Annotated in this window: 26 protein-coding genes; 16 read left to right on the plus strand and 10 right to left on the minus strand. The window is 60.8% G+C overall.

What is annotated here, in order from left to right; translation table 11 throughout:
- Window positions 1-6: 6 nt before the first annotated feature.
- From ACSBQS_RS21125 to ACSBQS_RS21135, 3 genes are all read right to left on the minus strand, one after another.
- The gene (locus tag ACSBQS_RS21125; protein WP_129993498.1) at window positions 7-570 is read right to left on the minus strand and encodes a DcrB family lipoprotein; all 564 of its coding nucleotides are present in this window, start codon (window positions 568-570) and stop codon (window positions 7-9) included.
- 80 nt (window positions 571-650) lie between these two features.
- Window positions 651-1,085, minus strand: coding sequence for a GNAT family N-acetyltransferase (locus tag ACSBQS_RS21130; RefSeq protein ID WP_033652424.1), 435 nt, complete (start codon window positions 1,083-1,085; stop codon window positions 651-653).
- A gap of 41 nt (window positions 1,086-1,126) precedes the next feature.
- The gene (locus tag ACSBQS_RS21135; protein ID WP_033652423.1) at window positions 1,127-1,786 is read right to left on the minus strand and encodes a 7-cyano-7-deazaguanine/7-aminomethyl-7-deazaguanine transporter; all 660 of its coding nucleotides are present in this window, start codon (window positions 1,784-1,786) and stop codon (window positions 1,127-1,129) included.
- A 221-nt stretch (window positions 1,787-2,007) separates the two neighbouring features.
- On the opposite strand from ACSBQS_RS21135, the gene tusA reads away from it, so the two are divergent.
- The 3 genes from tusA to ACSBQS_RS21150 all read left to right on the plus strand — a co-directional run bounded on the left by tusA (window position 2,008) and on the right by ACSBQS_RS21150 (window position 2,790).
- Window positions 2,008-2,253: a sulfurtransferase TusA gene (tusA, locus tag ACSBQS_RS21140; RefSeq protein WP_025304890.1), complete on the plus strand. Its 246-nt coding sequence runs from the start codon at window positions 2,008-2,010 to the stop codon at window positions 2,251-2,253.
- A gap of 61 nt (window positions 2,254-2,314) precedes the next feature.
- Complete coding sequence (relB, locus tag ACSBQS_RS21145; RefSeq protein ID WP_223524348.1) at window positions 2,315-2,515, plus strand: type II toxin-antitoxin system RelB family antitoxin; 201 nt, start codon at window positions 2,315-2,317, stop codon at window positions 2,513-2,515.
- Window positions 2,515-2,790 carry a type II toxin-antitoxin system RelE/ParE family toxin gene (locus ACSBQS_RS21150; RefSeq protein ID WP_033645001.1) on the plus strand — a complete coding sequence of 92 codons (276 nt, stop codon included), beginning with the start codon at window positions 2,515-2,517 and terminating at the stop codon, window positions 2,788-2,790. Before relB ends, ACSBQS_RS21150 begins: the two co-directional genes overlap by 1 nt.
- Window positions 2,791-2,849: 59 nt before the next feature.
- On the opposite strand, the gene ACSBQS_RS21155 is transcribed toward ACSBQS_RS21150, so the two are convergent.
- Window positions 2,850-5,168 (minus strand): zinc/cadmium/mercury/lead-transporting ATPase, encoded by a 2,319-nt coding sequence (locus ACSBQS_RS21155; protein ID WP_172755802.1) that lies wholly within the window; start codon window positions 5,166-5,168, stop codon window positions 2,850-2,852.
- A gap of 680 nt (window positions 5,169-5,848) precedes the next feature.
- Between ACSBQS_RS21155 and ACSBQS_RS21160 the strand changes: the two genes are divergently transcribed.
- Window positions 5,849-7,312, plus strand: a complete 1,464-nt coding sequence (locus tag ACSBQS_RS21160; RefSeq protein WP_033652421.1) for a serralysin family metalloprotease — start codon at window positions 5,849-5,851, stop codon at window positions 7,310-7,312.
- A 54-nt stretch (window positions 7,313-7,366) separates the two neighbouring features.
- Entirely contained in the window at window positions 7,367-7,744 is a 378-nt protein-coding gene (locus tag ACSBQS_RS21165; protein ID WP_025304893.1) for an AprI/Inh family metalloprotease inhibitor, read from the plus strand.
- 40 nt (window positions 7,745-7,784) lie between these two features.
- Here the strand turns inward: ACSBQS_RS21165 and ACSBQS_RS21170 are convergent, their stop codons facing one another.
- Window positions 7,785-8,411, minus strand: a complete 627-nt coding sequence (locus tag ACSBQS_RS21170) for a lysoplasmalogenase (RefSeq protein WP_033644998.1) — start codon at window positions 8,409-8,411, stop codon at window positions 7,785-7,787.
- A gap of 160 nt (window positions 8,412-8,571) precedes the next feature.
- On the opposite strand from ACSBQS_RS21170, the gene ACSBQS_RS21175 reads away from it, so the two are divergent.
- Window positions 8,572-8,928: a DUF2500 domain-containing protein gene (locus ACSBQS_RS21175; protein WP_033644996.1), complete on the plus strand. Its 357-nt coding sequence runs from the start codon at window positions 8,572-8,574 to the stop codon at window positions 8,926-8,928.
- Window positions 8,929-8,931: 3 nt separating this feature from the next.
- On the opposite strand, the gene ACSBQS_RS21180 is transcribed toward ACSBQS_RS21175, so the two are convergent.
- Together ACSBQS_RS21180 and rsmD are read right to left on the minus strand one after the other, a co-directional pair.
- Window positions 8,932-9,204: a DUF1145 family protein gene (locus ACSBQS_RS21180; protein ID WP_004934327.1), complete on the minus strand. Its 273-nt coding sequence runs from the start codon at window positions 9,202-9,204 to the stop codon at window positions 8,932-8,934.
- Window positions 9,194-9,814: a 16S rRNA (guanine(966)-N(2))-methyltransferase gene (rsmD, locus tag ACSBQS_RS21185; protein ID WP_042783457.1), complete on the minus strand. Its 621-nt coding sequence runs from the start codon at window positions 9,812-9,814 to the stop codon at window positions 9,194-9,196. Before rsmD ends, ACSBQS_RS21180 begins: the two co-directional genes overlap by 11 nt.
- A 242-nt stretch (window positions 9,815-10,056) precedes the next feature.
- On the opposite strand from rsmD, the gene ftsY reads away from it, so the two are divergent.
- The 4 genes from ftsY to rpoH all read left to right on the plus strand — a co-directional run bounded on the left by ftsY (window position 10,057) and on the right by rpoH (window position 14,471).
- Window positions 10,057-11,676 (plus strand): signal recognition particle-docking protein FtsY, encoded by a 1,620-nt coding sequence (ftsY, locus tag ACSBQS_RS21190; protein WP_197750138.1) that lies wholly within the window; start codon window positions 10,057-10,059, stop codon window positions 11,674-11,676.
- A gap of 5 nt (window positions 11,677-11,681) precedes the next feature.
- Entirely contained in the window at window positions 11,682-12,353 is a 672-nt protein-coding gene (gene ftsE / locus ACSBQS_RS21195; protein WP_004934337.1) for a cell division ATP-binding protein FtsE, read from the plus strand.
- The gene (gene ftsX / locus ACSBQS_RS21200) at window positions 12,343-13,296 is read left to right on the plus strand and encodes a permease-like cell division protein FtsX (RefSeq protein WP_033636680.1); all 954 of its coding nucleotides are present in this window, start codon (window positions 12,343-12,345) and stop codon (window positions 13,294-13,296) included. Before ftsE ends, ftsX begins: the two co-directional genes overlap by 11 nt.
- 317 nt (window positions 13,297-13,613) lie before the next feature.
- Window positions 13,614-14,471 carry an RNA polymerase sigma factor RpoH gene (gene rpoH, locus ACSBQS_RS21205; RefSeq protein ID WP_004934345.1) on the plus strand — a complete coding sequence of 286 codons (858 nt, stop codon included), beginning with the start codon at window positions 13,614-13,616 and terminating at the stop codon, window positions 14,469-14,471.
- 64 nt (window positions 14,472-14,535) lie between these two features.
- Here the strand turns inward: rpoH and ACSBQS_RS21210 are convergent, their stop codons facing one another.
- The 3 genes from ACSBQS_RS21210 to panM are packed head-to-tail and all read right to left on the minus strand — an operon-like array spanning window position 14,536 to window position 18,198.
- Window positions 14,536-16,548, minus strand: a complete 2,013-nt coding sequence (locus ACSBQS_RS21210) for a hypothetical protein (RefSeq protein ID WP_405052873.1) — start codon at window positions 16,546-16,548, stop codon at window positions 14,536-14,538.
- A 43-nt stretch (window positions 16,549-16,591) separates the two neighbouring features.
- The gene (locus ACSBQS_RS21215) at window positions 16,592-17,809 is read right to left on the minus strand and encodes a DUF3142 domain-containing protein (RefSeq protein ID WP_434991333.1); all 1,218 of its coding nucleotides are present in this window, start codon (window positions 17,807-17,809) and stop codon (window positions 16,592-16,594) included.
- Entirely contained in the window at window positions 17,806-18,198 is a 393-nt protein-coding gene (gene panM, locus ACSBQS_RS21220) for an aspartate 1-decarboxylase autocleavage activator PanM (RefSeq protein ID WP_004934355.1), read from the minus strand. The genes ACSBQS_RS21215 and panM overlap by 4 nt, the downstream gene beginning before the upstream one ends.
- Before the next feature lie 405 nt (window positions 18,199-18,603).
- On the opposite strand from panM, the gene ACSBQS_RS21225 reads away from it, so the two are divergent.
- From ACSBQS_RS21225 to ACSBQS_RS21250, 6 genes are all read left to right on the plus strand, one after another.
- Window positions 18,604-19,719, plus strand: a complete 1,116-nt coding sequence (locus ACSBQS_RS21225) for a branched-chain amino acid ABC transporter substrate-binding protein (protein ID WP_025304902.1) — start codon at window positions 18,604-18,606, stop codon at window positions 19,717-19,719.
- Window positions 19,720-19,836: 117 nt separating this feature from the next.
- Window positions 19,837-20,763 (plus strand): high-affinity branched-chain amino acid ABC transporter permease LivH, encoded by a 927-nt coding sequence (livH, locus tag ACSBQS_RS21230; RefSeq protein ID WP_015376290.1) that lies wholly within the window; start codon window positions 19,837-19,839, stop codon window positions 20,761-20,763.
- Window positions 20,760-22,043 carry a high-affinity branched-chain amino acid ABC transporter permease LivM gene (locus ACSBQS_RS21235; protein WP_197666750.1) on the plus strand — a complete coding sequence of 428 codons (1,284 nt, stop codon included), beginning with the start codon at window positions 20,760-20,762 and terminating at the stop codon, window positions 22,041-22,043. The genes livH and ACSBQS_RS21235 overlap by 4 nt, the downstream gene beginning before the upstream one ends.
- Entirely contained in the window at window positions 22,040-22,807 is a 768-nt protein-coding gene (gene livG, locus ACSBQS_RS21240; protein WP_069100525.1) for a high-affinity branched-chain amino acid ABC transporter ATP-binding protein LivG, read from the plus strand. The genes ACSBQS_RS21235 and livG overlap by 4 nt, the downstream gene beginning before the upstream one ends.
- A 4-nt stretch (window positions 22,808-22,811) precedes the next feature.
- A complete protein-coding gene (livF, locus tag ACSBQS_RS21245; protein ID WP_015376292.1) occupies window positions 22,812-23,513 on the plus strand; it encodes a high-affinity branched-chain amino acid ABC transporter ATP-binding protein LivF in 702 nt (233 codons plus the stop codon).
- Between the two features lie 43 nt (window positions 23,514-23,556).
- Entirely contained in the window at window positions 23,557-24,744 is a 1,188-nt protein-coding gene (locus ACSBQS_RS21250; RefSeq protein WP_047569778.1) for a PLP-dependent aminotransferase family protein, read from the plus strand.
- The last annotated feature ends 11 nt before the right edge of the window (window positions 24,745-24,755 follow it).

A 24,755-nucleotide genomic window follows, 5' to 3' on the forward strand; every position in this document is an offset into this window, starting at 1 on the left:
GCGGGATTACTGCTTCAGTTTCAGGGTGGAGATGATGCCTTCGGCTTCGGTCTGCGCCTGCTGCTGATTGTCCGCCGGTAGCGAGATCTGGATGGTCAGCAAGTTGTTGTTCAGTGCGCCAACCAGAATGGAAGAGTAAGCTTTCTTGCCACTGTTGGTGACGATGCTGTCCAGCTGACGCAGCGGCACGCCGTCTACTTCGATAGCCTTGTTGGTAATCAGCTGCAGATTGGCGTCGTTCGCGCGTTGGTTGTTTTCCAACCGTTGGGCCAGGGTTTCCAGACTGTCGGCGGTCTTGTCGCCGAGGATCACAACCACTAGGCGCTGGCTGGTGCTGTCAGCATATGCGTGCATGTTGTTGGCCGGTTTTTCCAACTTGCTGGTCTGATCCGCCATGCCGACCGGCAGGGTGAACGCCAGTTTACCGTCCAGCAGGCTGACTTGCTGCCCGGCCGGCGCGCTGGCCGCCGCGCCATCTGGCGCTGCCTTGGTGTCTTTGGTGTTGCCGTCGCAGGCCGCGAGGCCAAGCGCCAGCAGGCTGATACCCATCAATTTCGCTACTTTACGCATCGGGCTTCCTTCTTCCTTTCCGGTAGGGATTCACTGTCGTATCGCAACCTATTCCAGGTTGAAATGCAAGGCAGATGTTGTCACAAGTTTTTTTCCAGTAATAGCCGATAATCAGCCACTTCGCCTTTCTTTTCCAGATGAACAATCTGATAGTGATGGGCGAGCAGCATCGTCAGCATGGCGCGGAACCGGTTACGGGTTTTGACCGTCAGTTGGCGATAGCCCTGCGCCCGCGCCCAGCGCTCTTGTTCGGCCAACAAGGCCTGCGCCACGCCGTGGCGACGGAATGCCGGCAGCACGCCGCCCAGCCAGCTGTAAAACACCGTTTCCTGCCGTTGATAACCGAGTTTGAAACCGGCCGGCTGCCCGCCTATCTCGGCGATCAACAGGCTGGCGGGGGCGGCGCCGATACGTTGCTGCAGATCGGCCAGGCTGTGCAGGCCGCCGAATTCGGGGATGCGTTGGTAAAGGCGGTGGATTTCTTCGAGCGTGGCGGTGCGGACGATTGGGGTCATGAGCGGCCTCCAAAGGATAGGGCCGCCCAGAATAACACGACTCAGCCCGGCTGCAGGCTGCCGCTGCGCGCCGCGATGCGTTTGAGCAGCATGTTCAGCAACACGCCGTACATCGGCAGGAAGAACAGCAGGCAGATCATCACCTTGAAGCTGTAATCCACCAGCGCGATCTCCACCCAGTTGTTGGCCATGAAGGGATCGCTGCTCTTATAGAAGGCGATGAAGAAGAACGCCAGCGTATCGCTGATGTTGCCGAGGAACATCGCCGCCGCCGGCGCCACCCACCAGGCGCTGCGTTGACGCAGGCGGTTGAAGACGTGTACGTCGAGGATCTGGCCGAGCACATAGGCCATAAAGCTGGCCACCGCGATGCGCGCCACGAACAGGTTAAAACTGCTCAGCGCGGCGAAGCCCTGCCATTCTCCCTGATAGGTGACGGTGGAGATCACGTAGGAGATGAACAGCGCCGGCACCATCACCGCCAGGATGATGCGCCGCGCCAGCGGCGCGCCGAAGATGCGCACGGTCAGATCGGTCGCCAGGAAGATAAACGGGAAGGTAAAGGCGCCCCAGGTGGTATGGAAGCCGAAAACGCTGATCGGCAGCTGCACCAGGTAGTTGCTGGAGGTAATGATGGCGATATGAAACAGCGAAAGCCAGACCAACGCCGTGAAGCGCTGCTGTGCGGTAAACGAATACATACTTGTAGCCTTTTTAGCAGTGGGGTGAGGGAACCCAGTGTGTCTTGTCAAAACAGCAAAAAACGCTGCGCGGCGGCATGATACGCGTTTGCGCAACCAATGCAATGGTTAAATTTAACGCAAACGTTAACGCATCTTGCGCAGAAAAACTACCGGCGTAAACTAGGCGCTAATGAGATGCGGCGAGCGTTCGCCGATCGTTTTTGAACGAGAAAAATTGCATGACTGACTTATTTGCCCAGGCAGACCAGACGCTCGACGCGCTGGGGCTGCGTTGCCCGGAACCGGTGATGATGGTGCGCAAAACCGTGCGCCATATGGACAACGGCGAAACGCTGCTGATTATCGCCGACGATCCGGCCACTACCCGCGATATCCCGGGGTTCTGCCGCTTTATGGAGCACACGCTGGTGGCGCAGGAGACCGAGCAGGCGCCATACCGTTATCTGTTACGTAAAGGTGTATAGTTTTTAATCGTCTCGTAAGATAAGCTCCCTGCGATTGGGGAGCGTTCGAAAGGGACAAACGATGATGAGTATTTTACTACTACCTACGGTTGCCAAGATGGAAAATGAGGAACACACACAGGGCTATGAGCGCTGGTTTCTTGAAAGAGTTCAGGAAGCCATGGATGAGCCGTGGCCCGGTATTCCTCATGATGACGTGATGGCTGAAATGGATGCTGTTATCGCTGCTGCAGAAGCCAGGATCAACGCGAAGCAGGCATAATGCTCAACATCGAATGGACTCGAGCCGCACGTCAGGATCTGGCGGAGATTGTGGGATTCATCGCCAACGATAACCCTCTGGCGGCCAGAAAAATGAAGGTTCTCATCATGGAGGCCGTCACTCCCGCCGCCAGGCATCCTCGAATTTTCCGGCGTGGCAGAGTGGACGGCACGCATGAAATCCCCTTGCATCCCCATTATCTCCTGATTTACCAGGTGCTGGAAACTCACATCCGGGTGTTGCGGGTATTACATACGCGCCGACAATATCCTTAGTATCTTCGCTGCAATCGATAATGGCGGGTTCCCATTGAGGAACCCGGCCTGGCGTCACGTTATTGGCGCTTTCTCAACAGCCGCAGCGCGTTGGCGGTGACCAGCGCGGTGGCGCCGGAGTCCGCCAGCACTGCCAGCCACAGCCCGGTTAACCCCAGCAGGCTGGTGATCAGAAAGACCCCTTTCAATCCCAGCGCGATGGTGATGTTTTGCCGGATATTGGCGTGGGTGGCGCGCGAGATGCGGATCATTTCCGCGACGCCCACCAGCCGGTTGTGGGTCAGGGCGGCGTCGGCGGTCTCCAGCGCCACATCGGTGCCGCTGCCCATGGCGATGCCGATGTTGGAGGCTTTCATCGCCGGGGCGTCGTTGATGCCGTCGCCGATCATCGCCGTCGGGCGCAGTTCGTTCAGCTCGGTAACCGCGGCGACCTTATCTTCCGGCAACAGACCGGCGCGATAGTCGAGGCCCAGCTCGCCGGCGATCGCCGCGGCGGCGCGCGGGTTGTCCCCGGTCAGCATCACGCCGCGAATACCCAGCGCGTTCAGTTCGGCTATCGCCTGTTTGGCGTCGCTGCGTAGCGTATCACGCAGCGCCAGCAAGCCGATGGGCGCGCCGTCTTCCAGCACCACCACCGCCGTTTTACCGGCGTTTTCCAGCTTGTCTACCTGGCTCTGCCATTGGGTGGCGAGCAGGCCCGGCGCCAGCTTGCCCGGCGCGCTGATCAGCACGGTCTTGCCGTCCACGATCCCTTCCACACCGACGCCGGCCAGCGCGCGGCGCGCCTGCGCCAGCGGCAGCTCGGCCCCGCTGGCGGCGGCGCGGTTAATGATCGCTTGCGCCAGCGGGTGATGCGAACCGGCCTCTACCGCGGCGGCAAGCTGCAACAGCCGTTGTTCGGTCAGCGCGCCGATGGGCAGCACGTCGGTGACCGTCGGCTTGCCTTCGGTCAGGGTGCCGGTTTTATCGAAGGCGATGGTTTGAATCTGGCCCAGTTGCTCCAGCGCCGCACCGCCTTTAATCAGCGCGCCGCGCCGCGTGGCGGCGGCCAGCCCAGATGTGATGGCCGCCGGCGTCGAGATCACCAGCGCGCATGGACAGCCGATCAGCAGCAGCGTCAGGCCGCGATAGATCCAGGTCTCCCACGGCTGCGAGAACAGCAGCGGCGGCACCAGGATCACCGCGACGGCCAGCAGCATGATGGCCGGGGTGTAGTAGCGGCTGAAGCGATCGAGGAAGCGTTCGATCGGCGCGCGGCGCTCTTCGGCCTCTTCAATCAATTGCAGAATGCGGTCGATGGCGTTTTTGCCGGGCTCTGAGATCACCTTCATCTGTGCCGCCTGATCGACGGACAGGCTGCCGGCGGCCACTTTTTCCCCCCGTTGACGCTCGACCGGCACCGATTCGCCGGTCAGGGCGCTTTCGTCGAAGCTGGCGAACGGATTGAGCAGCTCGGCGTCGGCCGGCAGACGCCCGCCGGGCGCGATTTCAATCACGTCGCCGGGGCGCAGGCTGGCGACCGGCACGCGTTTGCGTTCCGTGCCTTGCAGCAGCAGCGCATCTTCCGGCACCAGCTCCATCAGCGCCTTCACCCCGCGCCGCGCACGGTTGGCGGCGTAGGATTCCAGCAGCTCGCCAACCATAAACAGCAGCAGCACCATCGCCGCCTCGGCGGTGGCGCCAATGAACAGCGCGCCGATGGCCGCCACGCTCATCAGCGTTTCGATGGCGAACGGCGTGCCGGAGCGAATCAGACGCAGCGCCTTGGCGGCGACCGGCGCCAACCCGACCAGTGTGGTGGCGATAAAGGCGATGCGACCCAGCTCCGGGTTAATCCGATCCAGCACCCAGCTGACCACCATCAGGGTGGTTAACAACAGCAGCGGCGCAAATTCGCCGAAGCGCGAGGCTTTTGGCGCGGCATCTTTGGCTGTCTGAGCGCCGAGCAGGGTAAAACCGGCCTGGGCGACCGCGTCCTGGATCCGCAGGCTGATATCGGACTGTGCGTCGACCACCAGTTTTTCGGTGGCGAACAATACGCGTGCGCTGTCAACGCCGGGGAGCGCGGTGACGGCATTTTCGATTTTCTTGGCGCAGCTGGGGCAGTCCATACCGGTGACTTTCCAGCTGAAACGTTGGCTGCCGGAAGGGGGAGCGGCGGCCAGCCTGTCGCTTTCCTCGTCCGGATCGTCGTGGGCGGCGGCGCAGCAGCCGCTCTCGCCATGATCGTGATGGTGATGGGCGTGTTCGGTCTGCGCAGCGGCGTTTTTCGGCTCGCTGCTGCAGCCATGCTGGGTTTTGCTGTGGCTGTGGTTGCAGCCGCATCCGCCTTCGGCGTGGTGATGTTCCTGATGATTATGATTTTGCTGATTGTGCATAACGTCCCCCTTCGGGCAGTTAACCGGGTTTGCTCAGCTGACTCTACACCCTGGAGTCCACTCCAGAGTCAAGCGCCGGATGAGAATTATTGCTAACGGCGTTCAGGCGTTATGGGGGGATTCATTCAATAATGAATAATGCGAATTTTAATCTATTGCTTTTTCTTATTACCTATTTCGAGAAAAAGTCTCGCCGCCGTTAGTTTAAATAAGAAAATAATATTCCTATAGAAACTAAAAAGTCGCCCGGTCTAATAATAAAGAGTTATTTATCTATGACGCGTTAGCAAAATTTATCTTTTGGCGCCTAATTAGCCAGCATGATTCGCTTGTGTCTGCAAGCCGCATTGCTATTGAAGTTTGGTGCCAACTTCTCCTCTCTAAGTTTCATTTGTTTTGTAAATAAGCGCAAAAAGTAGCATAACAAACTTTCGTTGCGATAATAAATGGTTGATTATTTTATGTGCAGTTTTGCGGTCCTGCCTATAATTGGAATCGATTACCATTTTTAATGGTGATCTTATTTGCTGATATATATGCATTAATTCTACCAAACACACTGCCGGCAACGGCGCATAAGCCCCTTCCAGCAAGCTTAAGGTTCATTAACCGTGGCTTACGGGGAGGTTATGTCTATCTGTCTGATTGATATCAATCAGGTAATGAGTGGAATCGAACCAATGCAATCTACTAAAAAGGCAATTGAAATTACTGAATCCAACTTCGCGGCCGCCACAACCGGCTACGATGCTGTAGACGACCTGTTGCATTATCATGAGCGGGGCAACGGGATTCAGATTAATGGCAAGGATTCATTTTCTAACGAGCAAGCTGGGCTGTTTATTACCCGTGAGAACCAAACCTGGAACGGTTACAAGGTATTTGGCCAGCCGGTCAAATTAACCTTCTCCTTCCCGGACTATAAGTTCTCTTCCACCAACGTCGCCGGCGACACCGGGCTGAGCAAGTTCAGCGCGGAACAGCAGCAGCAGGCTAAGCTGTCGCTGCAGTCCTGGGCCGACGTCGCCAATATCACCTTTACCGAAGTGGCGGCCGGACAAAAGGCCAACATCACCTTCGGTAACTACAGCCAGGATCGTCCCGGCCACTATGATTACGGCACCCAGGCCTACGCCTTCCTGCCGAACACCATTTGGCAGGGGCAGGATCTGGGAGGCCAGACCTGGTACAACGTCAACCAGTCCAACGTGAAGCATCCGGCGACCGAAGACTACGGCCGCCAGACGTTCACCCATGAGATTGGCCATGCGCTGGGTCTGAGCCACCCGGGCGATTACAACGCCGGTGAAGGCAACCCGACCTATCGCGACGTCACTTATGCGGAAGACACCCGCCAGTTCAGCCTGATGAGCTACTGGAGCGAAACCAACACCGGTGGCGATAACGGCGGTCATTACGCCGCCGCTCCGCTGCTGGATGACATTGCCGCCATTCAACATCTGTATGGCGCCAACCTGTCGACCCGCACCGGCGACACCGTGTACGGTTTTAACTCCAACACCGGTCGTGACTTCCTCAGCACCACCAGCAACGCGCAAAAACTGATCTTTGCGGTGTGGGATGCGGGCGGCAACGATACCTTCGACTTCTCCGGTTATACCGCTAACCAGCGCATCAACCTGAACGAGAAGTCGTTCTCCGACGTGGGCGGCCTGAAAGGCAACGTCTCGATCGCCGCCGGTGTGACCATCGAGAACGCCATTGGCGGTTCCGGCAACGACGTGATCGTCGGCAACGCGGCCAATAACGTGCTGAAAGGCGGCGCGGGTAACGACGTGCTGTTCGGCGGCGGCGGGGCGGATGAGCTGTGGGGCGGTGCCGGTAAAGACATCTTCGTGTTCTCTGCCGCCAGCGATTCCGCGCCGGGCGCTTCAGACTGGATCCGCGACTTCCAGAAAGGGATCGACAAGATTGATCTGTCGTTCTTCAACAAAGAGGCGCAGAGCAGCGATTTCATTCACTTCGTCGATCACTTCAGCGGCGCGGCGGGTGAAGCGCTGCTGAGCTACAACGCGTCCAACAACGTGACCGATTTGTCGGTGAACATCGGGGGTCATCAGGCGCCGGACTTCCTGGTGAAAATCGTCGGTCAGGTAGACGTCGCCACTGACTTTATCGTGTAACGCAGCAACGGAGCGCCCGGCGCAGTCTCGGCCGGGCGTGATGTGGGAGCCGGTATGAAAGGTACTTTAACGCGCGCCGCCCTGGCGGCGGGAGGCATGATGGTGACGAGTGCGGTGATGGCCGGCAGTCTGGCGCTGCCGACCGCGCAGTCGCTGGCGGGGCAATGGCAGGTAGCCGACAGCGAACGGCAATGCCAAATCGAGTTTCTGGCCAATGAGCAAAGCGAGACCAACGGCTACCAGCTGGTGGATCGGCAGCGTTGTCTGCAAAGCGTATTTGCGGCCGAGGTGGTGGGCTGGCGCCCGGCGCCGGACGGCATCGCCCTGCTGCAGGCGGATGGCAGCACGCTGGCGTTCTTCTCGCGCGACGGCGATCTGTACCGCAATCAGCTGGGTGCGGGTGATGCCCTGACGTTGAAAGCGCTGGCTTGATGAAGAAACGGGTTCGGCGCGCCGAACCCGCGGCAGGTCTCTACAGGTAGAGCGAACGCACGATCAGGAAGTGGCCGGAGAAGTAACAGAAAGCCACGATGGCGTCCGCCGCGCGGAAGGTGAAGCGGTAGCGGTTGAGCAGCCAAACCACGTTGGCCAGCAGCAGCAGCGAGGTGCCGGTCAGCAGCGAGAAGCCGAAATCGGTGCTGCGCAGGAAATATTGCTCGCCCGCCAGCCAGACCATCAGCAGCGTCATCGCCACATAGGTGACGATCGGCCAACGCATCTCTTCCAACCGGGTCCAAAGGGCGGCCAGCAGCAATGCGCCGATCGCCAGCAGCGCCAGCGGCAGCGGCCAGAACAGACTGAACGTCATCTGGCTGGCGAAACTCAGGGTGTACAGCAAGTGGGACAGGAAAAAGGCGCCGATGGCGTACAGCACCCGCTCGCGCGGCAACAGAAGCAGCGCATCGCCGATCAGTGTCGCCAGCAGGCCGAGTACGATCAGATAGCCCGCGGCGCTGAGCACCGGCGCCTGCCAGGCCAACAGCAACAGCAGCAGCAGCGTGACGGGTTTGAACACCCAACGCTGCCAGCGCGGCCCACGGTAAGAGGCGTCGACGAACAGCCAACCGGAAAAGAATACGGCAAGGAACGGCCAACTCATTTATGTCTTCCTTATGTAGGAGGGAGCCGCAACCACCGGCTCCAAACTGTCACCCATGTCACTTCTTCATTTCAGTGTAGGTAGCCTGCCGACGATCGACAATGCTTTCTTGAGAATGCTATGTTTACGCCGATTTGACCGTGAAGGAAATGGGAAACCGATGAGTAAGCCACCGTTATTTTTTGTCGCCGTCATTGCGTTGATCGCCGTGCTGGCCACGCAACGTTACTTCAAACAGCGCCAGCAGGAGGCGGAAAACGATCGCGCGCCGATGCGCAGTCTGCAGGTGACGGTGAGTGACAAGCGGAGCTTCCCGGTCGCCAAGACCCGTGCGCCGCAGCGCGAGCCGTTGGTCAACGAGCCGATGTATTACGAGGTGGTGTTCAGCCCTAACCAGGGCGGTGAAAACATTACGCTGCGGCTGAAGCAATGGCAGTACAACCCGATAGAAAAAGGCGCGCAGGGCACGTTAAACATGCAGGGCACGCGCTTCGTCTCGTTCACCGTTCAGCCGTAGCGGTCACTTTTTCTTGATGGGCGGCTGTTTCTTTTGCCAGGCCAGCAGCTCGAACACGCCAAAGATAAAGATCTTGGCCTCTTGCCAGTAGCTGATCGGCTGATCCTTCGGCTGGGTGGATTTCAACAGCACCAGCTGCAGGCCGTGCATCACCACCATAAAGAACAGCGCCACGTCGATGAAATACTTCAGCGGCTTGGGAAACGGATGGAACAGGTTAGAGAGCAGGAAGCCCCATACGCACAGCATCAGCAGGCGGCCCAGATTAATCAGCATGATCGGTTTTCTCTTGCGAACGAAGATAAAGGCGATAAGCCACCTGGCCGGCGACCTTCTCCCGGTGCAACTGCCAGCTGGCAGGCACGTCTGCCGCGGCGCTTTCCGCCTCGGCTTCTACATAGATCCAGGCCTCGTCGGCCAGCCAGCCCCGCTGCTCCAGCAACAAGACGGTCTCCGCCAGCAGGCCTTTGCGAAACGGCGGATCGAGGAACACCACGTCGAACGGTTGACCGTCGCCCGCCAGCCAGCTCAGCGCGTTGGTGTTGATAACCACCCCTTTGCCCTGCAGCAGCGCCAGATTTTTTTCCAGCTGCTGCGCCACCGGCCGCTCGAATTCCAACAGCGTGGCGCTGCCGGCATAGCGCGACAGCGCTTCCAGCCCTAATGCGCCGCTGCCGGCGAAGCAGTCCAGGCAGCGCGCGCCCTGAATCACCGGCGCCAGCCAGTTGAACAGGGTTTCGCGTACCCGATCGGTCGTGGGGCGCAGCCCCGGGCTGTTCGGCACCGGGAGCTTACGGCCGCGCCATTGGCCGCCGATGATGCGGATCTGTCCGGCTGCGGCCTGGGGCGGTTTTTTGGCCGCCGCCCGTGGCGAGAGTCTTGTCATAAGCGTTGTTTGATTTCTTTTGCGGCGCGGGGCCGCAGAGGTTAACGAAAAGTTGTCCCTATTCTACCGGTGACGGGCGTCGGGGGGAACGGTAAAACTTTGTTGTCTGCTTTCACACCGGAAAGCATGCCGGATGCGTGTTGCTGCGCGAGGGAAAGTGATAGACTCGGCGGATTATTGTCAGCATATATCCTTCAGGTATGTAGGGTAAGCGAGCCTTCGGTACGGAGTAGAGTCATAACATGGCAAAAGATAAGAAACGTGGGTTTTTCTCCTGGCTGGGCTTTGGCCAGAAGGAAAAGGAAGAAGAGCAACAGCAACCTGAGCAGCCGGTAGAGCAGGCGGAAGCTCAGGCCGCGGAGACGCCGGCTGCACCGGCCGCCGCCAAGCTGGACGACAAGCTCCCCGCCCAGGAATCTGAACCTGCCGCCTCCGTCGACACCCCGGGAGAGTGGGATAACGGTCAGGCCGGCGAGCAAATCGCGGAAAACCTGCCGGCGGCGGCTGAACAGCCGGCGGCGCAAGCGCTGGCCGAAGAGATCGTCAGCGTCACCGAACAGGTGGCGGTGCAACAGCAACCGGTCGTTGAGCCTGAGCCGGTCGTTGAGCCTGAGCCGGTCGTTGAACCTGAGCCGGTCGTCGAGCCTGAGCCGGTCGTTGAGCCTGAGCCGGTGGTTGAACCCGAGCCGGTGGTTGAACCCGAGCCGGTCGTCGAGCCTGAGCCGGTCGTTGAGCCTGAGCCGGTGGTTGAACCCGAGCCGGTGGTTGAACCCGAGCCGGTCGTCGAGCCTGAGCCGGTTGTTGAGCCTGAGCCGGTCGTTGAACCTGAGCTGGTCGTCGAGCCTGAGCCGGTCGTTGAACCTGAATCCGTGCCGGAAGTGGAAGAAGAACCGCTTGAGCCGGTGGTGCCGGCCGCGGCGCAAGAACAGGAAAGGCCGACCAAAGAAGGCTTCTTCGCCCGCCTGAAACGCAGCCTGCTGAAGACCAAACAAAACCTCGGCTCCGGCTTTATGGGGCTGTTCCGCGGTAAAAAGATCGACGACGATCTGTTCGACGAGCTGGAAGAACAGCTGCTGATCGCTGACGTCGGCGTGGATACCACGCGCAAAATCATCACCTCCCTGACCCAGCACGCCAGCCGCAAGCAGCTGAAAGATGCCGAAGCGCTGTACGGCAAGCTGAAGGAGGAAATGTCCGAAATTCTGGCCAAGGTCGATCAGCCGCTGGATGTCAGCGGGAAAACCCCGTATGTCATCTTGATGGTCGGCGTGAACGGCGTGGGTAAAACCACCACCATCGGCAAGCTGGCGCGTCAATTCCAGGCGGAAGGCAAGTCGGTGATGCTGGCGGCGGGGGATACCTTCCGCGCCGCCGCGGTGGAGCAGCTGCAGGTGTGGGGTGAACGCAACCGCATTCCGGTGGTGGCGCAGCATACCGGCGCGGATTCCGCTTCGGTGATCTTCGATGCAGTGCAGGCCGCCAAGGCGCGCGGCATTGATGTGTTGATCGCCGATACCGCCGGCCGTCTGCAGAACAAATCGCACCTGATGGAAGAGCTGAAGAAGATCGTCCGCGTCATGAAAAAACTGGACGACCAGGCCCCCCATGAGGTTATGCTGACGCTCGATGCCAGCACCGGCCAGAATGCGGTCAGTCAGGCGAAATTATTTAATGAGGCCGTGGGCTTAACCGGCATCACGCTGACTAAACTGGACGGTACCGCCAAGGGCGGGGTGATCTTCGCCATCGCCGATCAGTTCGGTATCCCGATCCGCTATATCGGCGTCGGGGAAGGCATCGAAGATTTGCGGCCGTTTAAGGCTGACGATTTTATTGAGGCACTTTTTGCCCGAGAGGATTAATACGGATGATTCGCTTTGAACAGGTCAGTAAAGCTTATCTGGGCGGACGGCAAGCGCTGCAGGGGGTTGATTTCCATCTGCGCCCAGCGGAGATGGCGTTTCTGACCGGCCATTCCGGCGCGGGGAAAAGTACCCTGCTGAAACTGATTTGCGGTATCGAACGGCCCAGCGCCGGCCACATCTGGTTTGGCGGTCACGACATCAGTCGCTTGAAAAACCGCGAGGTGCCGTTCCTGCGTCGGCAGATCGGCATGATCTTCCAGGATCACCACCTGCTGCTGGATCGCACGGTGTATGACAACGTGGCGATGCCGCTGATCATCGCCGGCGCCAGCACCGAAGATATCCGCCGCCGCGTTTCCGCCGCGCTGGACAAGGTCGGTTTGCTGGATAAAGCGAAAAACTTCCCGATTCAGCTGTCCGGCGGTGAGCAGCAGCGCGTGGGCATCGCCCGTGCGGTGGTGAACAAGCCGGCGGTGCTGCTGGCGGATGAACCGACCGGTAACCTGGATGATGCGCTGTCGGAAGGCATTCTGCGCCTGTTTGAAGAATTCAACCGCGTCGGCGTGACCGTACTGATGGCGACGCACGACACCGGGCTTATCGCCCGCCGCAATTACCGCATCCTGACGCTGAGCCAGGGCCGCATGCAAGGGGGCGCTCACCATGGCCAATAACGCAAAAACCGCCAAGAGCAAGGCGCTGCGCGGCGGCTGGCGCGAACAGTGGCGTTACGCCTGGATGAACGCCATCAAAGACATGCTGCGTCAGCCGTTGGCGACGCTGCTGACGGTGATGGTGATCGCCATTTCCCTGACGCTGCCGAGCGTGTGCTACATCGTGTGGAAAAACGTCAGCACCGCGGCCAGCCAGTGGTATCCAACGCCGCAGCTGACCGTTTATCTGGATAAATCGCTCGATGACGACGCCGCGCTGAAAGTGCTCGACGCCATCAAGGCGGAAGCCGGCGTGGAGAAGGTCAATTACCTGTCGCGTGAAGAAGCGCGCGGCGAGTTCCGCAACTGGTCGGGCTTTGGCGGCGCGCTGGACATGCTGGAAGAGAACCCGCTGCCGGCGGTGGCGATCGTCACGCCGAAGATGAGCTTCCAGAGTTCGGATACCCTCAACACCCTGCGCGATCGCGTAGCGGCGGTGCAGGGCGTGGAAGAAGTGCGTATGGATGACAGCTGGTTTGCCCGCCTGGCGGCGCTGACCGGGCTGGCGGGTCAGATCGCGGCGATCATCGGCGTGCTGATGATCGTGGCGGTGTTCCTGGTGATCGGCAACAGCGTGCGTCTGAGCATCTTCAGCCGCCGCGACACCATTAACGTGATGAAGCTGATCGGTGCCACCGACGGCTTTATTCTGCGGCCGTTCCTCAACGGCGGGGCGATGCTGGGTTTTGCCGGCGCGCTGCTGTCGCTGGTGTTGTCCGGCGCGCTGGTGTGGCAGCTGGAGTCGGTGGTCGCCGGGGTGGCCAAGGTATTCGGCACCACCTTCACCTTGCACGGGCTGGGCTGGGATGAGGCGCTGCTGCTGCTGATCATCTCCGCGATGATCGGCTGGATCGCCGCCTGGCTGGCGACGGTGCAACATTTACGCCGATTTACACCACAGTAAGATTTTTTTGGTATACTCTTCTCCTGCTGCTTTTGATCGCGTTGCGGGAGAAGAGTGACCTCAAGCGAAGTCAGCACCATCCCTCTCTTCTTAGCGCACAAATTCCCTATCGGCCTGCACCCTCGTCACGTATTGTCAGCAACAATGCTTGCAAAAAAGGGTGAACTTTTAGGGCGGAGTACGGTCAAAAATTGCAGCAAATGTTAAGGTGCCCGGCGTGTGGAACCGCTTTTGCTTCAGCAACTGCCGTAGAATCAATCATTTCCCCGCTGTAATAATCACCTGCATGATTTTGTATTCTCATAGAGAGGGTTTGAATGACCAAAGAAATGCAAACTTTAGCCTTAGTACCCCAAGGTAGCTTGGAAGCCTATATCCGGGCAGCCAACGCCTATCCGATGCTGACGGCAGAGGAAGAGCGGGAGCTGGCTGAACGGCTGCATTATCAGGGCGATCTGGATGCCGCTAAGCAGCTCATCCTGTCTCACCTGCGCTTTGTCGCTCATATTGCCCGCAACTATTCAGGCTACGGTCTGCCGCAGGCGGATCTGATTCAGGAAGGCAACATCGGCCTGATGAAAGCCGTTCGCCGCTTCAACCCGGAAGTCGGCGTGCGTCTGGTTTCCTTTGCGGTGCATTGGATTAAGGCGGAAATCCACGAGTACGTATTGCGCAACTGGCGCATCGTGAAAGTGGCGACCACCAAAGCGCAGCGCAAGCTGTTCTTTAACCTGCGCAAAACCAAACAGCGTTTGGGCTGGTTCAACCAGGACGAAGTGGAACTGGTGGCCCGTGAGCTGGGCGTCACCAGCAAAGACGTGCGCGAGATGGAATCGCGCATGGCGGCGCAGGACATGACGTTCGATCCGACTCCGGACGACGAGGCCCGCGATGGCCAGTCGATGGCGCCGGTGCTGTACCTGCAGGACAAGAGCTCGGACTTCGCCGAAGGCATCGAGGAAGATAACTGGGAAAGCAACGCCGCAGACAAACTGGCCTATGCGCTGGAAGGTCTGGACGAGCGCAGCCAGCATATCATCCGTGCCCGCTGGCTGGATGACGACAACAAGTCGACGCTGCAGGAGCTGGCCGATCAGTACGGCGTTTCCGCCGAACGCGTGCGCCAGCTGGAAAAGAACGCCATGAAGAAACTGAAAATGGCGATCGAAGCCTGAGTCGATGCGAGATTCGATAAAAAAAGCCCGGCAAGCCGGGCTTTTTAGTGCCTGAAATTCGGCGTTATGGCGCCACGGCGGCGAAGTCCGGCGCCGGGCAGTCGTAGCCGAATTTCGTCGCCCACGGATAACGGGTGCCGGTGTTGATATAGCGCTGATAAAGCGCCCGGCCGGTTTTGGCATCGCGTTTGATAACCCAGCTGGCGGCGTTACACAGCACGGCGGCATAGGCCTGGCTCTTCGGCGGCAGCAGATCGGCCGCCTGTTGCGCCAGTCCCACCGCCTGCCAGCGATAGTGCAGGAAACGGTTGTCTTCCTCCGGTAGCGCCGCCTTGGCGCGCGCCGCTTCTGCGCTGTCGATCCAGCTTTTATGCTTCAGTTCGCGGGTATCGAACGCATCCCCCAGATAGGAATAGCCGGCGCCATAGATGGCGTAATCCGGCGTCATCTCATAGCCGGTAAACTCCAGCCCCTGGGCGCGCAGCAGGTTGGCGGCGCGATAGTAAGCCTGCGCGCGCGCCAGCGGCGCAGCGGATTTGTCCTTGGCGGCCTTCAGCTCGTCGGTGAACTGCTGCGCCGCTTGCCGGTAGTTGGGGATATCGAAGTAGGCCAGCGCCTCCGGCGCTCGCCCGACGCGCATCAGCCGCCGCGCCAGCAGTTCGCGCAGCTGCACCTCCGGCGTGATCTGCTGGCCGCCGTAATCGTCCGGATTAACCGGCTTGAGCGGCGTCGTCGGCGCCGGGGCGTGCTTATCGACAAAGCCTTTCAACTCATCGACGGTCAGCACCCGTTCCGCCACGTCGGCCACGTCGGCCCAGTAGAGCGCTTTGCCGCGATACAGCAGGTCCATCGCCTGCAGATAGTCGCCTCGGTTCAGCGCCAGGATGGCCTGTTCGCCGGCCACCCGGCACTCGGGCACGATGGTTTCCGCGACGAAGTCGGCGTTGCGCTGTTCACCCCAGCTTTCGTCGGCGGGGAACGCGCTTGCCGCCTTGGCGTAGGCGGCGGTGGCGGCTTTCACGTCACCGTCGCGCAGCGCCATTTTGGCGCGCAGCCACCACGCCAGGCCGCTGTCGCCGGCGTTTTTCAGCAGGCTCGCCGCCATCGGGTACTGCCCCGAACGGTAAGCCAGCGCCGCCAGCCGATCGCTGCCGGCGAAGCCGCTTTTCACTGAGCCGTCCAGCAGCGTCAGGATCTGGTTGATGATTTGCGCGGAGCGGCCGTTGCCGTCGGTATCCGCCATTTGCAGGTTGCCGCTGCGGGCGAACAGCTCAATGGTCACCAGCTGCTGGATCAACGGATCGCCGATAATCTGTTTCAGCGTGTCCAAATGGTCGGGATTGACCAGGAAGCTGGAGACGTACTGCAGCGACTGCCCGCCGCTCGGATCGCCCTGCGCCGCCTGTTGCGCGTACAGATGGGCGGCGGGGGCGACGTCACCCAGCCACAGGTGGATGCGCGCCTGCTGCCCAAGGCTGCTCAGCGCCAACTGATCGGGATCGGCGGCGCCGCTTTTCACCCGGTCGATCACCTGCTGGAATGCCGTCAGCGCCTGTTCAAGCGCGGCTTTTGGCGGGTGCTCGGCGGCGGGGGCCGCTTCACCGGATTCGTTTACCGGCGTCCCGTGGTCAGCCATCAGTACGCGGCCAAGCGAATACTGCGCCCGCAGTCCCCAGTCGCCCTGTTCGGCGGCCGGTAGCTTCAGCACCTGCTGGAAATAGTCTGCGGCGCGCGGATCGTGGCTGGCGAAAGCCACGGCGCCCAGTTGATAGAGACGCGCGGCGTTGGACAACCCCTGCGTATTGACGGCGTCAGCCTCTTCCACCGTTTTGGCGGCGCGCATTTTGCCTATCGCTATCGTTTCCGGCGATTGCGGCATCGGTTTCGGCGGCATCGGCGGCGGCGGGGCTTGCCAGTGCGGCAACTGTTTATCCGTCGGCACCAGCCGGCCGGCTTCGAAGGCGAAATTGCCCTCCGGCATATACAGCAGGGTGCCGTTGCGATCGATCAGCAGCCGGTTAGGAAAATCCGGGCCGCAGGCATAGCCGCCCAGCGGCAGTGCGGCGCCGATCAGCATGGCCAGCGGAAGAAGGCGGCGGGTGTTCCGTGCCGCGCGCGAATCAAGGTGTGACAAGGGTGCCTCCTGGCGTCAGTTGTTGGCAGCGCAGCCAGCCCAACGGCCGGGATTGCCCGGCTCGCAGCTGGTCGCTGCTGATGCGAATAAAGCGTTGCCGTTGCGGTGCGGATTCCAGCCGGTAGTTGCCGACCGCGTCCGCCGCCAGGCAGTCGTCGGCGCGGATGATGACTTCTTGCGGCAGCGGGGCGTCCACCGGCCCGTTGTTATGAATTATCAGATCATACAGCCCGTTTTGCTGTGGCTGAGGCCTAAATTTTACCTGCCAGTCGACATTCAGCGGCCGCCGTTCGATCACCGCTCGCAGCGTGGCGAGCGACCAGGCGCGCCGATCGTCCGCCAGCGGCAAGCGGAACCAGATAATGCCGCGCAGCCGGGGCGGCGTTTGCTGCGCCAGCGTTTGCAGAAAATCGGCGATCTGCTGCGGCGCGACCGTCAGTTCGCGGCCGTTGCCGGCCACGCGCAGCGAGGATTCGCTCTCCACCTGCGCGCCCTGTGCATCAAAACCCAGCAGTGCCATGCCATAGGCCGGCAGCGCGACGCGAAACGGTTTCGGTGTGACGGCGGCGTACTGCCGCACCCAGCGTAGCGCCAAGGAGCCGTCAAACAGCCCCTGCTGCGGCGAGAGCACCGCATGCACTTGCAGAACGGAACTGTCGACCTGTTGCAGTACGCCGGGCAAGTTGGGCGAGCCGATCCAGGCAGGCAGGGCGGTGATGCCGAGTTGCAAAGCGGCGGGCAGCCGTTGGCGCAGCCGCTGCAGAAAACGTTGGTAATCAGGCAGGCGAGCCGTGGCGGCGTCATGATCGATCTCGACGCCGGTGACGGGCAGCCCGGCCGCCTGCCAGCGCTGGGTGATCGCCAGCAGACGCTGGATAATGGCTTCTTGGTCCAGCTGCGCCAGCTGGCCGTCGAGGCGCGCTACCAGCCAGAGCGGGCGGCCGTCCTGCTTCAGCAGGCTGAGATCGGCCGGGATTTCCCGCCAGCCCTCGCGTGGATGCACCTGCAGCGCCAACACCCGCAGCCCGGCGAACAGATCGCGGCTGCGCGCCAGCGCATCGGCGTGTTGCGGCGTCCAAACCCGCTGCCAAACGTAAACCTGCTGATCCCCGCCTGAGGCCTGGCGCAGCGCCTGCTGACGCCCGGCGAACCAGGCCGCCAACCCCAGCGCAATCAAGACCAGCGCCGCCAGCCGGCGTTTCATTTTTGCCAGAGATCGCCCTGCGGCGCGAAGCCGCAGGCGCGCATGAAGTTATCGACTTCCCCACGTTCGCGCGGCGCCAGACCGGCGGTCGACAGCTGCCAATGGGCGACCTGCGGCAGCTGACGCTGTGCATCTTGCACCAGGTAAAGACCGACGCCGCGGCGGCGCGTCACTTCGCGTACCAGCAGATCCTGCAGTTCGGCGCGGTCGTCCTGCAGCGCAATTTTCACCGCGCCCAGCAGACGCTCGTTGAAGCGGGCGGCGAACAGCGCCTTGCCGCCGCTCAGCCAGCTCTGCCACTGTTCCGGCTGCTGGTGCGGCCAAATTTTACCGAGGTCGATAAGGTCTTGCGGGGACAGCGCGGTCAGGCGCTCGATGGTCAGTTTCATGCAGAATTTCCGCGCAGCTAAATGATGCCGACAGTGTAATAGATCTTGTGCAGAGCGTTGTGTAAGTTTTTCTGTACGATTACTGTGCAATATGTTTTTTGCACGGGGCATTTTCCGAGTAAATAGTTAGTAAACGGATTGTTAACCAGCACAACGCGCTACGCCTCAAGGTAAACAGCGCAGATTTAATTCGAATTTTATCCTGTTTACACCGCTTGTTTCTGCCGGATGAAGTTGATTTGCAGCAGAAAATTCCTGTTTAATGGTATGAAAAATAAAGTCTTATTAGAAAATAATGCCAACAAAACGCCTAAATCATTATTACTTATAACAAAAGCGGTCAATAACGATCGGGCGCAGGCAAACACAACAGGTACGTTCACAACGACAGATGGGGATTTGCGGATGAAATTAACAACAGGTAAGGCACTGCTGGCGGGTTGTATTGCGATGGCCATGAGCCAGGCGGCCATGGCGAAAGACATCAAGGTGGCGATCGTCGGGGCAATGTCCGGCCCGGTCGCGCAGTATGGCGACATGGAATTTACCGGCGCGCGCCAGGCGATTGCCGACATTAATGCCAAGGGCGGCATCAAGGGCGACAAGCTGGTCGGCGTGGAATACGACGACGCCTGCGACCCGAAACAGGCGGTTGCGGTCGCCAACAAGGTGATCAACGACGGCATTCGCTACGTGATCGGCCACCTGTGCTCCTCTTCCACCCAGCCGGCGTCCGATATCTATGAAGACGAAGGCGTGATCATGATTACCCCGGCGGCCACCAACGCCGATCTGACCACCCGCGGCTACAAGATGATCCTGCGCACCACCGGTCTGGATTCGGATCAGGGCCCGACCGCTGCCAAATACATTCTCAGCGACATCAAGCCGAAGCGCATCGCCGTGGTGCACGACAAGCAGCAATACGGCGAAGGCCTGGCGCGCTCGGTGCGCGACAGCCTGAAAAAACAGGGCACCGAAGTGGCGATGTTCGAAGGCATCACCGCCGGCGACAAAGACTTCTCCACCCTGGTGGCGCGCCTGAAGAAAGAGAATATCGACTTCGTGTACTTCGGCGGTTACTACCCGGAAATGGGCCAGATCCTGCGTCAGGCCAAACAGGCCGGGTTGACTACCCGCTTCATGGGGCCGGAAGGCGTGGGCAACTCCTCACTGTCCAACATCGCCGGCGCCGCTTCGGAAGGCATGCTGGTGACGCTGCCGAAACGCTACGATCAGGTGCCAGCCAACCAGCCGATCGTCGATGCGCTGAAAGCCAAGAAGCTGGATCCGACCGGCCCGTTCGTCTGGACCACCTATGCCGCGCTGCAGTCGCTGACCACCGGCATGGAGCGCAGCGGCAGCCAGGAGCCGGCGGACATCGTCAAGGATCTGAAAACCGGCAAGCCGGTGGAGACCGTGATGGGGCCGCTGACCTGGGATGACAAGGGCGATCTGAAAGGCTTCGAGTTCGGCGTGTTCGAGTGGCATGCCAACGGCACGTCCACACCGATCAAATAAGCCATAATGATTAGGGTGGGGCGCAGCCCGCTGCGCCCGGCGGGTCGGCTTGTCGGCCCCGTCTCCCTTTACCCGCCGGTTCTCCGCCGGCGGGTTTCGCAGCCAAGGGTTCAGAGTATGTCAGAGCAGCTCCTCTATTTTCTGCAGCAGATGTTCAACGGCTTAACGTTGGGCAGCACCTATGCATTGATCGCCATCGGTTACACCATGGTTTACGGCATCATCGGCATGATCAACTTCGCCCACGGCGAGGTGTACATGATCGGCAGCTATGTCTCCTTTATCGTTATCGCCGCCCTGATGATGCTCGGCATCGACGTCGGCTGGCTGCTGATCGGCGCCGCGTTCCTGGTCTCTATTGTCATCGCCAGCGCCTACGGCTGGAGCATCGAGCGGGTGGCCTACAAGCCGGTGCGCAACTCCAAGCGCCTGATTGCGCTGATCTCGGCCATCGGCATGTCGATATTCCTGCAAAACTACGTCAGCCTGACGCAGGGCTCACGCGATCTGGCGCTGCCCAGCCTGGTCACCGGCCAGTGGGTGCTGGGGGAAAGCAACGGCTTCGCCGCCACCATCAGCACCATGCAGCTGACCATCTGGCTCGTGACCTTCCTGGCGATGCTGGCGCTGACGCTGTTTATCCGCTATTCGCGCATGGGCCGTGCCTGCCGCGCCTGTGCGGAAGATCTGAAGATGGCCAGCCTGCTGGGCATCAACACGGACCGGGTGATCTCGCTGACCTTCGTCATTGGTGCGGTGATGGCGGCGGTGGCCGGGGTGTTGCTCGGCCAGTTCTACGGCGTCATCAACCCTTACATCGGCTTTATGGCCGGTATGAAAGCCTTCACCGCCGCAGTTCTGGGCGGCATCGGCAGCATTCCGGGCGCGATGATCGGCGGCCTGGTGCTGGGCGTGGCGGAAGCGCTGACCTCCGCCTACCTGAGCACCGAATACAAAGACGTGGTGTCGTTCGCGCTGCTGATCGTGGTGCTGCTGATCATGCCGACCGGCATCCTCGGGCGTCCGGAGGTTGAGAAAGTATGAAACTCAATCTGCTCGATGCGCTGATCGCCACGGCGGTGCTGTTCGTGATGGCGTCGTTCCTGATGGGCATGCAGCTCAGCCTGGACGGCACCAAACTGGTGGTGCACGGCGCGGCGGAAGTGCGCTGGATGTGGATCGGCATCGGCTGCGTCATCGTCTTTTTCTTCCAGCTGTTGCGCCCGCTGCTGCAGCAGGGCCTGAAAAAGGTCTCCGGCCCGGCGTTCGTGCTGCCGAGCTTCGACGGCACCACGCCGCGGCAAAAGCTGCTGGCGGCTCTGCTGCTCGTCGCGGCGGTCGCCTGGCCGTTCCTGGTGTCGCGCGGCACGGTGGATATCGCCACCCTGACGCTGATCTACGTGATGCTGGGCCTCGGCCTCAACGTGGTGGTGGGCCTGTCCGGTCTGCTGGTGCTCGGCTACGGCGGTTTCTACGCCATCGGCGCCTACACTTATGCGCTGCTGAATCATTATTACGGCCTCGGCTTTTGGGAGAGCCTGCCGCTGGCGGGCATCGTCACCGCCGCCTTCGGCTTCCTGCTCGGTTTCCCGGTGCTGCGGCTGCGCGGCGACTATCTGGCGATCGTGACGCTCGGCTTCGGTGAGATCGTGCGCATCCTGCTGCTGAACAATACCGAGATCACCGGCGGGCCGAACGGCATCAGCCAGATCCCGAAACCGACCTTCTTCGGCCTGGAGTTTAACCGCAGCGTGCGCGACGGCGGCTGGGATACCTTCCATAACGTCTTCGGCCTGAAATATGATCCGAGCGATCGCATCGTATTTCTGTACCTGGTGGCGTTGCTGCTGGTAGTGCTGACGCTGTTCGTCATCAACCGCCTGCTGCGCATGCCGCTCGGGCGCGCCTGGGAAGCGTTGCGCGAAGATGAGATCGCCTGCCGCTCGCTGGGCCTCAGCCCGACGCGCATCAAGCTGACCGCCTTTACCATCAGCGCCGCGTTCGCCGGGTTTGCCGGCACGCTGTTTGCCGCGCGCCAGGGTTTCGTCAGCCCGGAATCCTTCACCTTCGTCGAGTCGGCCTTCGTGTTGGCGATCGTCGTACTGGGGGGCATGGGATCGCAGTTCGCGGTCATTCTGGCGGCGATCCTGTTGGTGGTGTCGCGCGAGCTGATGCGCGATCTGAATGAATACAGCATGCTGCTGCTGGGCGCTCTGATGGTGCTGATGATGATTTGGCGGCCGCAGGGGCTGTTGCCGATGAAACGGCCGCAGCTGAAGCTGCAGGCGGCGGACATTCACGCGGGCAAGGGGGAACAGGCATGAGCGTTCAACCTTTACTGCAGGTGGAAGGCCTGTCAATGCGTTTTGGCGGGCTGCTGGCGGTCAACAATGTCGCGTTGACGCTCAATGAAGGCGAAATCGTGTCGCTGATCGGCCCCAACGGCGCCGGTAAAACCACGGTGTTTAACTGCCTGACCGGTTTCTACCGCCCGAGCGGCGGCACCATCAAATTGCGCGATCGCCATCTGGAAGGGCTGGCGGGGCAGGCCATCGCCCGTATGGGCGTAGTGCGCACCTTCCAGCATGTGCGGCTGTTCCGTGAAATGACGGTGATTGAGAACCTGTTGGTGGCGCAGCATCAGCACCTGAAAAGCGGCGTGTTCGCCGGGCTGCTGAAAACCCCGGCCTTCCGCCGCGCCGAAGCCGAGGCACTGGCGCACGCAGCGGAGTGGCTGGAGCGCGTCGGCCTGCTATCGATGGCCAACCGTTCGGCGGGCAATCTGGCCTACGGGCAGCAGCGTCGGCTGGAGATCGCCCGCTGCATGGTGACCCGGCCGGAGTTGCTGATGCTGGACGAACCGGCCGCCGGTCTGAACCCGAAAGAGACCGACGAGCTGGATCATCTGATCGTCGAGCTGCGCGATCGGCATAAGGTCTCGGTGTTGCTGATCGAGCACGACATGAAGCTGGTGATGGGCATCTCCGATCGCATTTACGTGGTGAATCAGGGCACGCCGCTGGCGCAGGGCACACCGGCGGAGATCCGCAACAATCCGGACGTGATCCGGGCTTATTTGGGCGAATAATAATATGTTGTCATTCAATCAGGTATCCGCCCATTACGGCAAAATCCAGGCGCTGCATCAGGTCAGTCTCACGATTAGTCAGGGCGAAATCGTGACGTTAATCGGCGCCAACGGCGCCGGTAAAACCACGCTGCTCGGCACCCTGTGCGGCGAACCGCGCGCCAGCGAAGGCAGCATCGTCTTCCAGGGGCAGGACATCACCCAGTGGCAAACCTCGCGCATCATGCGCGAAGCGGTGGCGATCGTGCCGGAAGGGCGGCGCGTCTTCTCGCGCATGACGGTGGAAGAAAATCTGGCGATGGGCGGCTTCTTCGCCGATCGTCACCAATATCAGCAGCGCATCGAACGGGTGTTCACGCTGTTCCCGCGCCTGCTGGAGCGCCGAAGCCAGCGTGCCGGCACCATGTCCGGCGGCGAACAGCAGATGTTGGCCATCGGCCGCGCGCTGATGAGCCAGCCGAAGCTGCTGCTGCTCGACGAACCTTCGCTTGGGCTGGCGCCCATCATCATCCAGCAGATTTTCGACATCATTCAGCAGCTGCGGGAAGAGGGCATGACCATCTTCCTGGTGGAGCAAAACGCCAATCAGGCGCTGAAATTGGCGGACCGCGGTTATGTGCTGGAAAACGGCCGCGTGGTGTTGGAAGATACGGGGGCTGCATTGTTAGCCAACGAAGCAGTGAGGTCGGCGTATCTGGGCGGTTAATCCGCCCCCTACGAATTAAAATAATCAGGTACGAGAAGAAGAAATGAAGACAGAAGGGTTACTCGCGCAGCGCATCGTTAACGTAAAAAGTTCGGCCATCCGTGAATTGCTTAAGCACAGCAAGATGGAACACGTCATTTCGCTGGCGGGCGGCATCCCCTCTGATGCGCTGTTCGATTTCGAAGGATTGAGCATCGCCACCCAGCAGGCGATCACCGAACAGCCGAAAAGCGCATTCCAGTATGGCCTGACCGAGGGCAGCCCGCTGCTGCGTGAGCGCATTTGCGCGCTGTGCGCCGAGCGCGGCGTCACCGCGCGCGCAGAAGAGGTGATGGTCACCGCCGGCTCTCAGCAGGCCCTGGATTTGGTGATGCGCGCCATCGTCAACCCGGGCGACGTGTTCGTGGTGGAGCGCCCGACCTACCTGGCGGCGCTGCAAACGCTGGAACTGGCGGAGGCCAACATCATGTCGGTCTCGTCCGACAGCGACGGCATGGTGGTGGAAGAGCTGGCCGAGCTGCTGAAAACCCAGCGCATCAAGGGCGTGTACGTGGTGCCGAACTTCGGCAACCCCAGCGGCATCACCCTCAGCGCCGCGCGCCGCGAACTGCTGGTGAAGCTGGCCGCCGAACATAACTTCCTGATCATCGAAGACGATCCGTACGGCGAGCTGCGTTTCACCGAAGAGCGCCACCCGACGCTGCATCAGGTGTCGCAGCAGGTGCTGGGCAACACCGACCACATCATCTATACCTCGACCTTTTCCAAGATCCTGGCGCCGGGCCTGCGTTTGGGCTGGGCGATCCTGCCGCCGTTCCTGCTGCATAAAGTGGCGATCATCAAACAGGCGGCGGATCTGCACGCCAGCGCCCTGTCGCAAAGCATCGTCGAATGCTACCTTGGCCTGGATCGCCTGCCGGCGCAGATCGACAAGATCCGCGCCGCCTACAAACAGAAGGGCGAGATCCTGGCCGGTTTGGTGGAGCAGGAGCTGGGCGACTACATCACCTTCGATAAACCGAAGGGCGGCATGTTCCTGTGGGCGCGTTTCCGCCAGCCGTTCAACGCCACCGAATGGCTGAACACCACGCTGCAGCAGGGCGTGGTGTTCGTGCCGGGGGAATACTTCTTCTCCGACAACCCGGATCGTTCGACCTTCCGCCTGTCGTTCGCCACCGCCACCGAGCAGCAGATGCAAGAAGCGGTCGCGCGCCTGCGCCGTTCGCTGTAATCCTCGCGGCG

Origin of the sequence: Serratia sp. H402Y (genome assembly GCF_051172415.1) — a bacterium.
GTDB lineage: Bacteria > Pseudomonadota > Gammaproteobacteria > Enterobacterales > Enterobacteriaceae > Serratia > Serratia ureilytica.